The sequence below is a fragment of the Paraburkholderia sp. J8-2 genome (assembly GCF_905220195.1).
Lineage (GTDB): Bacteria > Pseudomonadota > Gammaproteobacteria > Burkholderiales > Burkholderiaceae > Paraburkholderia.
In genome coordinates this window covers 108822-122539 of sequence record NZ_CAJMZA010000023.1, presented here as the reverse complement: position 1 = coordinate 122539, position 13718 = coordinate 108822, and the positions used below count along the sequence as shown (strand labels likewise).

Below are 13718 nucleotides of genomic sequence, written 5' to 3'. Positions count from 1 at the left end.
GATGGGCATGGCATGTCCGTCGTCCGTGTGGCACAAGGCCGGTATACGTAACACGCGTCCTGACGACTGACCTTGCGTCATGTCGACGGTTGCACGATGTTGAATTGGATGGCACTGAAGGTTATGCCCATCGTTGAATCAGACGGTCTCTCTCGTCAGCTACGGAACAGCCGGAAACATTCAGGAGAGGACCTCGGCGGTCTTCAGCGCGCCACCAGCAGCTCGATCAGCGTGTGGAAATCGACAGGCTTCGTGAGATGCGAGTCGATGCCGCTCATGCGCGAGCGCAGCCGGTCGGCGTGCTGGCCCCAACCCGTTAGCGCGATGATCTGCAGGCCCGCATAGCGCGGGCTTTGACGAATCTGCCGCGCGATTTCATAGCCGTCCATGCCAGGCATGCCGATGTCGAGCACGATTGCATGCGGCACCGACTGCTCCAGCGCGCCAAGTGCAGCGGCGCCGTCGTACACCACGCGCACCTGCGCGCCTTCGCCCGAAATCACCATGGCGAGCGAATCGGCGGCGTCGCGATTGTCGTCGACCACGAGAATGCGCTTGCCCGCGAGCGGCTTCGCGGCGCGCGCCACGGCTGCGGGGGCCTCTCGTGCCTCGGCGCTCGTTTGCTGCGAGAGCGGCAGGCGCACTGTGAAAGTGCTGCCTTTGCCGGGGCCCGCGCTCGCAGCCTCGACCGTGCCGCCGTGCATGCGCACCAGATGCCGCACCATGGTGAGACCAATGCCCAGCCCGCCCTGGTTGCGCTCGGTCGGGCGGCTGCCCTGTGCAAACATTTCGAATACCTGATCAATCTGTCCAGCAGACATGCCAATGCCCGTATCGCTTAGCTTGACGACTGCGTTGTCGCCTTCGCGCGCAGCAAAGAGCCGGATCTGGCCGCCTGTGTCCGTGTAGCGCGCCGCGTTGTTGAGCATGTTCGCGAAGACCTGCGTGAGACGCACGCGATCGGCGTCGAGAACGAGCGGCGTGTCGGGCAGCGTGACGCTCAGTGCGTGGCGTGCCTGATCGATGGCGGGACGGCTTGTTTCAATGGCGTTGTCGATGATTTCCGCGAGCGCGACGGGCGCCTTCACGAGGCCGATCTTTCCGCGCGTGATGCGCGATACTTCCATCAGATCGTCGATCAGCCGCACCATGTGATGCACCTGTCGATCGAGCATGTCGAGTACCGGGGCGGACTCCGCCGGAAACCGGTTGCCCCGGACAAGATGCAGCGCATTGGCAATGGGCGCGAGCGGATTGCGCAGCTCGTGCGCGAGTGTCGCGAGGAATTCGTCCTTGCGGCGGTCGGCTTCCTTGAGCGCGTCTTCGGCGTTCACCGCTTCGGTCACGTCGATGGAGACACAGACGTGACCGCGAAACTCGCCGCTCGCGGAATACCATGGCGCACAGCAGGTTTCGAACCAGTGCCAGCCAGCGTCCTTGAGCTTCACGCGCAAGCGGCTCTGGAACGCGCGATGATCATGCTGCGCGGTCTGTACACGCGTCAGGAAGCCGGGCAGGTCGCGCGGATGGATGGTGGTGTGCCAGCCGGTTTCAAGCAACTGGACAGGCGTGAGGCCGATCGCCACGAGATAGCGCTGGTTCACATAAACCGTGTTGCCTTGCGGGTCGATTTGCCAGATCAACGCGGGCGACGCATCCGCTAGCGCGCGAAAGCGCGCCTCGCTTTCCCGCAGCGCTTCCTGGGCGACACGGCGATCGTCCACGTCGATATTCATCCCCACCCACTTGCGCACGGTGCCGTCCGCATTCCAGATGGGCGCGGCGCGCACGTTCGTCCATCTCCAGCCGCCCGTGGCGACGTGCAGGCGGAATTCGGCGTTCACCACGCGTCGCGCCGCAATCGCGTCCTTCCATTGACGCAGCGCGTAGGCGCGGTCGTCAGGATGTACGGCGTTCGCCCAGCCTTCGCCGAGCCATTCTTTGCCGGACTGGCCGGTATAGTCCGACCAGCCCGGCGAAACCGAAGCGGCCTGGCCGTGCGCATCGGCTTCCCAAACGGCCTGCGCAAAGCCTTCCACCAATGCGCGAAAGCGCTCCTCGCTGTCCACGCATTCGGTTTCCACGCGCTTGCGTTCCGTAATGTCCAGCGCGAATTCGGCGCACTTCGAGGCCATGCCCGTGCCCGAAAGCCGGGTGGGCGCGAAAAGGCCCCACCAGCGCGTGCCGTCCTTGCGGATCAACTGCCGCTCGTAGGGCTGTGTGCGTCCCTTGGTGGCGAGGTCGGTGATCGCACGCGTCGTCACACCGAGAAATTCGAGCGGCACGAGTCGGTCCCAGTGCGTCGCGGCGCGCAGGTCCTCGCGGCTGTAGCCGCTCATCTGCTCGAATGCGCCGTTGGCGTCGGCCATGGTGCCGTCGAGGTCGAAGAACAGCACCCCCACGGTTTCGATGGAAATGGCGGCCTGCAGGCGTGTTTCGCTCTCGCGCAGCGCGTCTTCGACCTGCTTGCGCTGCGCGGCTTCGTGGTGGAGCTTCGTGTTGATGTTCTGCAGCGTGCGCGTACGTTCGGCGACCTGCTGCGCGAGATTGTGGCCCGCGTCCTGCGCGTCGGTCAGCGCGCAGGTCAACTGGTGCGCGGCGCTCGCGCAGGAGGCGAGGCTTTGCAGAAGGCGCGCGTCCTCGGCGTCGAAATGTCTGTCCTGACTGTGTGTCACGGCCCAGACCGTGCCGACCACCGCGCCGTTGACGCGCCACGGCACGTGCAGCGCTTCGCGTATGGGCGGATCGATCGCGCGGTAGGAGGCAAAGCAGCGCGCGGGCTGGTCGAACAGGAGCATGGTGTTGCGCCCCTGCGTCACGCCGCAGGGGCAGTCGTCGCCGGGGAGCATCCGGTCCATGTCCGCAGCCAGCTCGCCGGCCAGCGCGCGCCAGCGAAACCGCGCCGTGGCGCCGTCGCGCTCGGGCACGCTCACGCCAGCCGACCCGGCGCGGCAAAGCGCGAGGGCGAGTCCCGCAAGCATCTGCAGTACACCTGATGGATTGCTCGCCATTTCCTGCGCGAGCGCAGCCAGTGCGCGGCTCTCGCCCTGGAAATCGGGCAGGCGGTTCGGGCGGTTCACCAGCGCCTCGGTGATCAGCGCTTCCTCGACCTTGAGCGCGGGTGCGCCGTTGTCTTGCATCCTGCCTCCACCGTAGTCGTCCGCTTCGTTAGCCGCGCCTCCATTCGCATCATTGGAGCAAGGTGCGAACGCAGGCGGAGCTCGTTGTGTTCACAAGTGAGCATCGCGTATTCCCGTAGAGGAAATCCGCTGAATACATGTGAGTTTTGTTGTGGCCCTTTGAGTGCCACGCAAGCGAGGGCGTGCCGCAAAGCTCGGCGGGCATTGTGTTTGCCTGAAAACTGCACGATGTGCAAGCCCGTCGGCGTCAAGTGAAAGCAAATTGTTGGATTCGCGAAATTTGTCAGGCAACAAGGCTTGACAGCGCAAGCTTGTCACACAAAAATTGCGCTCCATCCCTCAAGACGGGGCGCAATGCGCCGTTATCGGTGGGAGGAGAGACAGGCTGGCGCTCGCATAGCGCCAGCGAGCATCGGCGACACGTCAAGGCACGTTCAGGTTAGCCCCGGGGACAGGGCTGGCCGCGAGCGACGACGCGCGCAGCACATAAAACTGATAAGGCGTACGAACGTTTCATGCGAATTTCCACACGACTCCTTCTTCTGGTCATCACGGCGCTGATCGGTTTGATCGCCATTGGCGGCTATGGGCTCGTCAGCCTCAAGCGGGAAATGCTCGACGAAACGCGCGGCAAGATCACGAATCTGCTGCAAATGGCGGAGCATCTCGCCACCTTCTATCACGACCAGGAAGTCGCCGGGAAACTGACCCGCGAAGAGGCACAGGCGGCCACGCGGCAAGCGCTCAACCAGCTCAACTATTCAGACCGAAGCTACTTCTGGGCGCGTCTGCCCGACGGCACCACGCTGGTTCACCGCAATCTGGCTTCGATCGGCAAGGTCAACGTGGGCAAGGCGCCGGACGGCCGCCCCGACACGGATCTCTACCGCGAAATGCTCGCGCGCGAGCACATTCCCGTCATGATGACGATGGCCAAACATCCCACCACGGGCCAGCTCACGGCGAAGATGAACGGCATCGTCGAGTTTGCGCCGTGGGGCTGGTGGATCGGCACAGGCTTCTTTCTCGACGATATCGACGCCACGTTCTGGCGCACCGGGCGTGTGTTGCTTGCGCTCATCATCGCGGCCGTGGCGGGTATCGGCGTGCTGTCGTGGCAGATCATCCGCAATCTCGTGGGCACGCTCGGGGGCGAGCCGCACTACGCGGTGGCCGTCACGCACCGTATCGCCACGGGTGATCTGACCGGCAACGTCGCGTTGCGGCCCGGCGACGAACGCAGCCTGCTGGCGTCGATTGCGCGCATGCAAACGAGCCTCGTTACGATGATCAGCGAGATCCGCGCGGGCGCGGAGTCCGTGACCACGGGCGCGGGCGAGATTGCCGCGGGCAATACGGACCTCTCTTCGCGCACCGAAGAGCAGGCTGCCTCGCTGCAGCAAACCGCGGCCAGCATGGAACAGCTCACCTCGACGGTGCAGAACAACGAGGCCAACGCCAACCAGGCTCGGCAGCTCGTTTCCACGGCCAGCACGGCGGCGGCCGATGGTGGCGCAGCGGTGGCGGCGGTGGTGAATACGATGTCGGCCATTCAGACCTCTTCGGAGAAGATGGTCGAGATCACGGGCGTGATCGAGGGCATTGCGTTCCAGACGAACATTCTCGCGCTCAACGCCGCCGTGGAAGCGGCGCGCGCCGGCGAGGAGGGACGCGGCTTCGCCGTGGTCGCCTCCGAAGTACGATCGCTCGCGCAGCGCAGCGCGAGCGCGGCGCGCGAAATCAAGGTGTTGATCGACGCATCGGTCGGGCAGGTTCGCGAAGGGGCGGAGCGCGTGCGCGCGGCTGGCGCGACGATGGACAGCATCGTGCGCTCGGTGGAGAACGTCACCGGGATCATCGCGGGCATTTCCGAGGCCTCGTCCGAGCAGCGCCTTGGCATCGAGCAGATCAGCCGCGCCGTGACGCAGATGGACGAGGTGACGCAGCAGAACGCCGCGCTCGTGGAAGAAGCCGCTGCCGCCGCCGATTCGCTCTCGGGGCAAGCCCACCGGCTTTCGCAGGCGGTGTCGATTTTCCGGACGTGATTCGGGCTTGCGCAGGTGTTGCTTTTCGGTCGCTTGCGCTTGCTCAATATCGCGTGAAACCGTTGCCTGACAAGGCTCAAAGGCCCGCGGTTCTGGTGCGCGGCATTTTGCCACCACATCGACGCACATGCATGGTGTGACAATGCGTCGAACTCTTAAAAAATGTTAAAGAAGGAGTGGTTCGATGCTGTCACCCGTCGCAGGATCCGCTATCGTCGTGCGCCAAAGCAGTCGTGCTCCTCAAGCTGGAACGCAGCCCAGTGCGCGCTGCTCGGGGTGCGCCATGCGCCATCTTTGCATGCCGCAAGGCCTGCCGGCCGAAGACCTGCCGAGGCTAGAGGCCCTGATCTGCGGGGCGCGCAAGGTGCGCCGCGGCGAGGCGCTCTATCGCTCGGGCGATCGCTTCGACAGCCTGTACGCCGTGCGTTCCGGCTCCCTCAAAACGCTCATTGTCAACCGCGACGGTCGCGAGCAGATCACGGGGCTGCGTCTCGCGGGCGACGCGCTGGGTCTGGACGGCATCGCCACCGACGTGCATGCCTTCAGCGCGGTCGCGCTCGAAGACAGTTCGATTTGCACGCTTCCTTACGCCGCGCTCAAGACCTTGTGCCGCGAAAGCGGCACGATGCAGGACCGGCTGCATCGGCTCATGGGCGACCAGTTCAATCAGGAAGCTTCGCAGATGATGGTGCTGGGTTCGCTCACCGCCGAAGAACGCGTGGCCGCTTTCCTGCTCGACGTGTCGTCGCGCAACTGGCAGCGCGGGTATTCGCAGGCGGAGTTCCGCCTGCGCATGTCGCGCGAAGACATGGGCAGCTACCTCGGCATCACGCTCGAAACCGTGAGCCGGATCTTGTCGCGCTTCCAGAAGCGTGGCCTCATCGACGCGCAAGGCAAGCTGATCCGCATTTGCGATATCGAAGGGCTGCAAACGGTTTGAGCGGGCCGCTGACGCGGCAGCCATCGAAGCCCCGATGACCGCCGCAGTCAGCCGCTCCTTACTGCTTCTTCTTACTTCTCGTCAAGCCCCAGCCCCGGCAGGCGGCGCGTGCCCTCGAGTTGAACCGCGTGCAGCAGATGCGGGTCCACGTCGAGCGCGCTCAGGATCGTCGGCGCGACCTGGGTCGTGAAGACGTAGTGGTCGTCCGTGCGACCGGCGTGATGAATGCCGGGGAACGACACCACGAGACCCAGATGGCTGTCGTCGGGCGCGTTGCCGCCGTGCTCCTCATCCTTCGCCGTGCTCGACGTGTAGATCACGCCCGGATTCGGCTGCACGATGATGTCCGGCGTGCGGCCGTTCGACGGATTGCCGAACCAGTCGGCAAGGCGGTCGCCCGTGAGGATGTACGCTTGCGGGCCGTCGGCGCAAATGCCCGGCGCGTTACAGCTCAGGTTGGCCTGCAGTGTCTTCACCACGGCGTCCTTCTGGCTCTGATCGCGCAGCCAGATCAGGCCCACGTCGTCGGTCTGCACCATGCCGGTGCCCGAAAGGCCCGTGCCGTCGTTCAGGTTGCCCGACTTCGTATTGTTCTGGCCGAAGTTGCCGGTCGAGTCCAGATAGTTGTTGGCCTCGAGCAGCTTCGTGAGCGTGTCGCCGTTCTTCACGAGCTTCGAGTGATCGGTCGGCGACTGGCCGTGCTTGGCCGTCACGATGATGAGCGTAGTGGCGTAGAGGTTGCGCTGCTTCAACTCCTGCACGACGCGGCCAAGCGAGTTGTCCAGATACGTGATGGCGGCCGCGACCTGCGGGCCCGGCGTGAAGTCGGCGTCGAGATACCCGCCGTGGTTTGCGACAGTCGACTTCTGCGCGACGCTGAGCGTCTGGAAGTTCGTGCCGAACATCGTGGGCACCGGCGCGCTCGTCTTGCCCGTCGAATCGAGGCCGTCGATTTCGTTGATCAGCGCCTGCACGTGGAGGTTGTCGAAGACTTCGGTATGTGTGTAGGTATCCAGATAATTCGTGCCCGTCTTCGGGTCGATCGAATTGATCTCGGTGCGCGCCAGATCGTCCACGCCCTTGCCTGAAGGACCGTTCACCCAGTCGTAGCCCCACGCATGCTTGTCGGCCCACGCGGTGCGCGAGCCGTGGATATTCTGCTTGATGACTTCGAAGACCGTGTTCGTCTTGATGTAGTTGTGCGGGTACACGGGCGTGCAAACACCGTTGACCTTCGCGTACGGAATGGCTTGCGGATTGAACGCGCCGCCGCCGTCGAGGTGGACCAGCGCGCCGCCGTTTTCCCCGTCGATGCCGGTCGTTTCGTCGAACACGACATTCCAGCCTTGCGCGCCCTTGCATTGCGAGTCGAGCGGGGCGTAGAGCGTACGGTCATATGACACGTCATAGAAGAGGCCCGCGCTCTTCGGCGAGCCGCCCGTCACCAGCGCCGTGAGACCCGGGAACGAGTCGGACAGATGCGGCGTGTGCGCATTCGTGTAGGTCACGCCCGACTTCGCGAGCAGCGCGAGGTTGGGGCAGGCATTGCTGCCGATGCAACGCGCCACGTCCTGTTCGTGCAGGCCGTCGAAACTGATGAGGAGGACGTGCTTCACGTCCTTCATGTCGCCTGCATAAGCCGTTGATTGCATGCCTGCGAGCGCCACGGCGCCCGCTCCAACGACTGCGCCTAAGCGCGACCACCGGGTCGTATTCTCCATATTTCACCTCGTTTTTCTATTGCGTTGTGGGGAACTGCGAGGGACCTGTGCACAGCCCGAGCAATGTGGAGGTGCAAGGCGAATCTCTCGTGACGTTGCGCTTTCAACTTGCCGTCAGTTGTAGTCAGTTGTTACGCGCGCCGATTGCGAGCGCAATGGAGAGGGTTATCGCGGGTGTAAACTCACGCAGTCGAGCACGCTGCAGTTCGGGTTTGCGGTTTTCTTGATAGTGAGTTGTATTCAGTCCATTGCAGGCATCACACAATCAAATTCAAAGGGAACGTCATGGCAAAGGATGAAATCGTCTGGGGCATCATGGGTACGTCGAAGATCAACGACAAGGTTGTCGTGCCCATCCACCACGCGCCGAAGTGCCGTGTAAAAGCGATTGCTTCGCGTTCAATTCAGAAGGCTCAGGCCGCCGCCGCGAAATACGGTCTCGCGCATGCATACGACAGTTACGAGGCGCTGCTGGCAGATCCTGAAATCGACGCGGTGTATATCCCGTTGCCCAATCACCTTCATGTGGAGTGGACGATCAAGGCGGTCGAGGCGGGCAAACACGTGTTATGCGAAAAGCCGATCGGACTCGATGCGCAGCAAGCCGAACGTTTGATCGCCGCACGCGACAAGAGCGGCCGGTATATCCAGGAAGCCTTCATGGTGCGCACGCATCCGCAGTGGCTCAAGGTGCGCGCGTTGATCGAAGAAGGCGCAATTGGCGAATTGCGCGCGGTGACCGGCGGCTTTACTTACTACAACACCAACGCACATGACATTCGCAACCAGAGCGAACTGGGCGGCGGCGGCTTGCTGGATATCGGTTGTTATCCCATCACGACGTCGCGCCTCATTCTCGGGCGTGAGCCCAAACGCGTGGTCGCGCTCATGGAGCGCGACCCGTCGTTCGAGGTGGACCGCCTTGGCTCCGTGCTGATGGATTTCGACGGCGTGCAAGCGAGTTTCTTTTACTCCACCCAGGTTTATCCGTACCAGCGCATGCAGTTTCATGGCACTACGGGGCGAATAGAAGTCGAGATTCCGTTCAATGCGCCGAATGACCGTCCCACGCGTCTGCTGGTGAGCAAGCAAGGGGAGGCGGATCGCTGGCTGGAGCTTCCGGTGTGCGATCAATACGGCGTGGCAGCGGCGGTTTTCGCCGAGGCGATTTTGAGTGGAACGCCCCAGGCCATTCCACTGGAAGACGCGCGCGCGAACATGCGCGTGATCGACGCGGTGTTCCGCTCGGCCCGGTCGGGCGCCTGGGAGAACATGGCTTGATGTTGAAGCGCCGCGGGCGGGTTCAACGGTCCTTGGTCTGACCCGCGCCCGCCTTGCGGCTCTTCACATGGTCGATGAATGCGCGCAGCTTCGGCATGATCTGCCTGCGGCTGGGATAGCAGAGGAACACGCCGGGCAGCATGGGTGCATACGCGTCGAGCACGCGCACGAGTTTTCCCGCTTTCACTGCATCGGAAACCATCGGCTCGGGTAGCTGGGCGAGGCCTATGCCTTCCAGCGCCGCGCCCATCATGGTCGGAAAATCGCTCGCGATCAGCGGTCCGGAGACAGCGATCTCCAGGGAGTGGCCGTTGTCGTCGAATGACCATGAGGCCAGCGCGCCGGTGGAGCGGCGCCAGCGCAAGCAGGCGTGCTGACGCAGATCGTCCGTGTGGCGAGGCTTTTTTCTTCCGGAAAAATAGGCAGGGCTGCCGACCACAACGAGGCGAAACGGCGGTGTGAGCGGCACGGCCACCATGTCGGCGGCAACGAGCTGGCCTAGCCGGATGCCGGCGTCGAAGCCCTCCGCCGCGAGATCCACCACTTCCTTGCTCACGGCGATTTCCACCTCGACCTCGGGATAAGCCTGGCAGAACGAAGCGAGCAGGGGTTCCAGCAGAAGCGGGACGACCGCGCGCGGCACGGAAAGCCGCAATAAACCCGTGGGGCGCTGGCCGAGTTCGCGCGCCACTTCGCTTGCGGCGACCAGTTCTTCGAAGGCGGGCTTGGCGCGCGAAAGAAACCGTTCACCGGCCTCCGTCAGGCCGACGCTGCGGGTGGTGCGCACGAAAAGCGCCGCGCCAATGCGTTCTTCGAGTACGCGCACCGCCTGGCTGATGGCCGAAGGCGTCACCCCGAGGTCGGCCGCCGCCTTGCGAAAGCTGCGATGCCGGGCAACGCTCAGGAACGCCTCCACGCCATCGAGCGCACCCTGCCTGACTGTGAAGTTCTGCTTCATGGCGCATCAACATTGTGATGAATAGTCGCTCGCGGGAAACGATGGTACACCTAACGTGAAGCTCCCTCTTCATCTGGAGAACCGTTGATGAGCACACCCGCCGTTCCCGTTGGCATGACTCCACCGCGCCCGGCCTGGCGCAGCCTGCGCTGGATCGCACCGTTCACGCTCCTGTGGATTGCGGTGATTTACTGGTTGCCCGTGATCCCCGGTAGCGGCTTTCAAACCACCGCGCACCAGCTTGTCGCGCAGCTGTTCATGGCGGTCGGCTTGTGGCTCGGACTCGAACGTACGGACCTGACGCTTCGTCAGCGCCGCGCGACCTGGCTGGCAATGCTCGGTACGCATGCGCTTTGGTTTGCAGTCGTCTGGAGCGCGGCGATCCACGGCGTTTTTCGGCTGAGTGCCTCACCGCCGCCGTTGCCGTGGCTGCCGTTGGCGATTTTCCTTCCGGTGATCGCTGGCGCGCCGCTATTGCTGCTGTCGCGGCGGGTGGGGCTTGTGCTCGACGCGATGCCCGCCGCCTGGCTCATCGCGCTGCAGTTCTACCGCGTGTTCGGCAGCTGGGCGATCGCGGCGTGGCTGCACGGCGCGATGGCCGGCGTCGACGCGTTGCCCGCGGGAACGGGCGATTTGCTGACCGGCCTGTTCGCCGTTCCCGCGGCCATTGCAGTGGCGAGCGGCACGGCGCAGGGGCGCAAGGCCGCCATCGCCTGGAACGTTTTCGGGCTCGCCGATTTCGCCGTCGCGGTGACGTTGGGGATGATCACGGCGCCAGGCCGATTCCAGTTGATTGCTCCGGAGATGCCGAGCCTCAACGCAGGCACCTATCCCTATGTGCTGACGCCCGCGTTCGTCGTGCCCAGTTCGATCTTGCTGCACGCGTTGTCGCTGCGCCAGTTGTTCCGGCGTCGCGCCGGGTGAACGCTATTCATTCCATCCACACGTTGGAAAACACCTTGCAGGAGGCAACATGTCGCCGGAATCGATCTTCCGTTTGCATCTCGTTCTCGGGTATGTCGCGTGGCTTCTTTGTTTCACCGTGTACATCTGGCCCAGGCTCAAGGCGATGGACCCCTTCGACGCGCAACGCGCCATCGCCACGCTGCATAGCTTCCGCTTCTTCGGGCTAGTCTTCGTGCTGCCGGGCGTCGTGAGTCCCGACTTGCCCGCAAGTTTCGCCGTGCCTACGGCCTATGGCGACCTCGCCACCGGCGTGCTGGCCATGCTGGCGCTGCTCACGGCAAGAAAACGTCCGGTTTTCTGGTTCTTCGTCGTGGCGTTCAATCTCGTGGGCGCGGTGGACCTGATTCTCGCCTACTACCACGCTATCCAGGCCGGCGTTCCCGTGCATGCGGGAGAACTGGGGGCGACGTACGTGATTCCCGTGATCTATGTGCCGCTATTGGCGATTACGCACGGCGCCGCTTTCTATCTGTTGCTGCGTGCGCAGCGCAAGGTTGCCGCGCATAGCGATCGTGCCGCGAGCGACGCATTGTTTCGAAGGAGCGCCCGCTAAACCTTCGTTCACCTGAAAGGCATTTCGGGGCAATTTCACTGGACAGGGGCCGAGAGACGTTGCTTTAATAAGCAGCCGTTCATCCGCCAACGCAACCTGATTCGGGAGACAACACAGTGGACAAAGCCGCCGATCCGATCCTGCAGGTCTTGCACGACTATCAAGCCGCGGTATATGCGAAAGACGTCGATGCATTCGTCGCGCTATACGCCCCGGACATATTGGCTTTCGACATGTGGGGCGCCTGGACGTACGAGGGCATTGCGTCCTGGCGCAACATGGTGGAGGGCTGGTTCGGATCGCTGGGCGCCGAGCGCGTGGTGGTCGAATTCAGCGAAGCGCAGACTGCCATGTCACAGGACCTCGCTGTGCTGCACACCTTTGTGACGTACAAAGCGGTGACGGTGGACGGCGAGGAATTACGCTCGATGGACAATCGTATTACCGCAACGCTCAAACAAACGGGCGAGGGGTGGAAGATCTTCCACCAGCATTCTTCGTCGCCGATCGATCCTGCCACGACGAAGGTCATTTTCAAACGTTAGTCGCGGCAACGAAACATGAAGGGCCATCCAGGCCCTTCATGCCGTTACCGTTGGGCTTTCCCTGGCACCTGTTGCCCGCGCAACGAACATGCCATCGCGCTCGAGCGATCAAGTTGCTTCCGTCAATTTCCGGCTCCGACGTCATAGAACGCTTTCGCATCGGGACTTTCCCTGCATACGCATCGCGGCTGGCCGTGTCGGTGGCCGGCTTTGGCCGCTCTGACCGTTATTGGGCTGCGTGGCTGTGCGGTCGTCGGCAACATTTGCCGTTTTTCCGGCGATCCAGGTGTTTCGGGGCGCGCTCACGAAAACTGTTGCTATGCACAAAAGTTGACTTCTGGCACGCAGGAATGGGCCCAGGACTAACCCGAATGCAAGAAAGTATCAGTCTGCGGTCTGATTTTCAGTGGTGGATCCGTGCCGCGCCTGGTACTTTTCAGTCATGGCGGCGCGGCCGTTGAGCCAGGTGCAGCGTAGGCGCGAGCAGCCGTCGCAGAACAAGAAAAGATCCGTGCAGGAGGAGTCGAGATGCAAACCCTTGGGGCAGCCACGGCGCGCGCAGGTGCGCCACGCGCCACACATTCCCAGCCTGACCTCGAACTGGTCGCCGTACCGCGCGACGAGTCGTTCAAGGTCTGGTCGCACGGCTATCCCTATCGGACGGTGCGCTGGCACTTCCATCCCGAGTACGAAATCCACCTCATCACCGCGACCACGGGCAAGTATTTCGTGGGCGATTTCATTGGCAGCTTCGCGCCCGGCAATCTCGTGATGATCGGCCCGAACCTGCCGCACAACTGGGTGAGCAGTGTGCCGCACGACGAACCGGTGGACGAACGCTGCCTCGTTCTGCAGTTCGATGCGGATTTCATCGCGCGCGCGATCGAGGCGTTTCCCGAATTCCGGCGTGTGGAGCCGCTGCTCGACGCGTCGCGCTGGGGGCTGCTGTTCACGCCGGAAACCGGCGCGGCGGCCGAGCCGATCCTGCGCGAGATGCTGGGCGCGCAAGGCATGCGCCGAGTCACGCTCTTTATCGACTTGCTCGACCTGCTCGTGCAAAGCGACGAACCTGCGGCGCTCGCGAGCGAGGCGTACCGTGCCGATCCCGCCCGCTATGCAGGCACGCGGATCAACCACGTGCTGGCCTTCATCGGCAAGAATCTCTCGCAGGAACTGCGCGAAACGGAGCTGGCGGAACTGGCCGGGCAGAGCGTGAGCGCGTTCTCGCGCTACTTCCGCCGTCATACGGGCGTGTCGTTCGTGCGCTACGTGAACCAGCTGCGCATCAATCTGGCGTGCCAGCTGCTGATGTCAGGTGAACTGAATATCACGGACATCTGCTATCAGGTGGGCTTCAACAACCTCTCGAATTTCAACCGCCAGTTCCTGCTGCTCAAGGAAATGTCGCCTTCGCGCTGGCGGTCGTATCAACGGCTCAATGCCGCGAGCGCGGCCAGCAAGAACGAAGCCGTGTACGGCGTGCCAGCGATCGGCTAGCGGATCGTTCCCGGATGGAATCAAACGCAGTGCTCGTAGCGGGTATTGCGGAGGCAGAACTCGCACTTTCAC

General features: G+C 63.3%; 10 protein-coding genes. 7 read left to right on the top strand and 3 right to left on the bottom strand.

Translation table 11 applies throughout. From position 1 onward, the window contains the following. Positions 1-203: 203 nt before the first annotated feature. Positions 204-3140: a PAS domain S-box protein gene (locus U5A52_RS32495; RefSeq protein ID WP_321937987.1), complete on the bottom strand. Its 2937-nt coding sequence runs from the start codon at positions 3138-3140 to the stop codon at positions 204-206. 515 nt (positions 3141-3655) lie between these two features. On the opposite strand from U5A52_RS32495, the gene U5A52_RS32490 reads away from it, so the two are divergent. Together U5A52_RS32490 and U5A52_RS32485 are read left to right on the top strand one after the other, a co-directional pair. After that, positions 3656-5185, top strand: coding sequence for a methyl-accepting chemotaxis protein (locus U5A52_RS32490; protein WP_321913652.1), 1530 nt, complete (start codon positions 3656-3658; stop codon positions 5183-5185). Positions 5186-5369: 184 nt separating this feature from the next. After that, the gene (locus U5A52_RS32485; protein WP_415766074.1) at positions 5370-6125 is read left to right on the top strand and encodes a helix-turn-helix domain-containing protein; all 756 of its coding nucleotides are present in this window, start codon (positions 5370-5372) and stop codon (positions 6123-6125) included. Between the two features lie 71 nt (positions 6126-6196). Here the strand turns inward: U5A52_RS32485 and U5A52_RS32480 are convergent, their stop codons facing one another. After that, positions 6197-7846 (bottom strand): alkaline phosphatase family protein, encoded by a 1650-nt coding sequence (locus tag U5A52_RS32480; protein ID WP_321913650.1) that lies wholly within the window; start codon positions 7844-7846, stop codon positions 6197-6199. Positions 7847-8131: 285 nt separating this feature from the next. Between U5A52_RS32480 and U5A52_RS32475 the strand changes: the two genes are divergently transcribed. After that, on the top strand, positions 8132-9127 hold the full coding sequence (locus U5A52_RS32475; RefSeq protein ID WP_321913649.1) for a Gfo/Idh/MocA family oxidoreductase: 996 nt from the start codon (positions 8132-8134) through the stop codon (positions 9125-9127). Between the two features lie 22 nt (positions 9128-9149). Here the strand turns inward: U5A52_RS32475 and U5A52_RS32470 are convergent, their stop codons facing one another. Next, positions 9150-10085, bottom strand: coding sequence for a LysR family transcriptional regulator (locus U5A52_RS32470; RefSeq protein ID WP_321937983.1), 936 nt, complete (start codon positions 10083-10085; stop codon positions 9150-9152). Positions 10086-10172: 87 nt separating this feature from the next. Here U5A52_RS32470 and U5A52_RS32465 point away from each other — a divergent pair, with 87 nt between their 5' ends. From U5A52_RS32465 to U5A52_RS32450, 4 genes are all read left to right on the top strand, one after another. Continuing rightward, the gene (locus tag U5A52_RS32465) at positions 10173-11009 is read left to right on the top strand and encodes an MFS transporter (protein ID WP_321937981.1); all 837 of its coding nucleotides are present in this window, start codon (positions 10173-10175) and stop codon (positions 11007-11009) included. A 49-nt stretch (positions 11010-11058) separates the two neighbouring features. Beyond that, positions 11059-11604 carry a hypothetical protein gene (locus U5A52_RS32460; RefSeq protein ID WP_321937980.1) on the top strand — a complete coding sequence of 182 codons (546 nt, stop codon included), beginning with the start codon at positions 11059-11061 and terminating at the stop codon, positions 11602-11604. Between the two features lie 116 nt (positions 11605-11720). Beyond that, a complete protein-coding gene (locus tag U5A52_RS32455) occupies positions 11721-12149 on the top strand; it encodes a YybH family protein (RefSeq protein WP_321937977.1) in 429 nt (142 codons plus the stop codon). 528 nt (positions 12150-12677) lie between these two features. Further along, the gene (locus tag U5A52_RS32450) at positions 12678-13646 is read left to right on the top strand and encodes an AraC family transcriptional regulator (protein WP_321937974.1); all 969 of its coding nucleotides are present in this window, start codon (positions 12678-12680) and stop codon (positions 13644-13646) included. Positions 13647-13718: the final 72 nt, after the last annotated feature.

Bases quoted from the DNA above. Each gene is read 5' to 3' on its own strand.
- U5A52_RS32475 (WP_321913649.1), top strand. From the start codon at position 8,132: ATGGCAAAGGATGAAATCGTCTGGGGCATCATGGGTACGTCGAAGATC.
- U5A52_RS32465 (WP_321937981.1), top strand. From the start codon at position 10,173: ATGAGCACACCCGCCGTTCCCGTTGGCATGACTCCACCGCGCCCGGCC.
- U5A52_RS32450 (WP_321937974.1), top strand. From the start codon at position 12,678: ATGCAAACCCTTGGGGCAGCCACGGCGCGCGCAGGTGCGCCACGCGCC.
- U5A52_RS32485 (WP_415766074.1), top strand. From the start codon at position 5,370: ATGCTGTCACCCGTCGCAGGATCCGCTATCGTCGTGCGCCAAAGCAGT.
- U5A52_RS32460 (WP_321937980.1), top strand. From the start codon at position 11,059: ATGTCGCCGGAATCGATCTTCCGTTTGCATCTCGTTCTCGGGTATGTC.
- U5A52_RS32490 (WP_321913652.1), top strand. From the start codon at position 3,656: ATGCGAATTTCCACACGACTCCTTCTTCTGGTCATCACGGCGCTGATC.
- U5A52_RS32470 (WP_321937983.1), bottom strand. From the start codon at position 10,085: ATGAAGCAGAACTTCACAGTCAGGCAGGGTGCGCTCGATGGCGTGGAG.
- U5A52_RS32480 (WP_321913650.1), bottom strand. From the start codon at position 7,846: ATGGAGAATACGACCCGGTGGTCGCGCTTAGGCGCAGTCGTTGGAGCG.
- U5A52_RS32495 (WP_321937987.1), bottom strand. From the start codon at position 3,140: ATGCAAGACAACGGCGCACCCGCGCTCAAGGTCGAGGAAGCGCTGATC.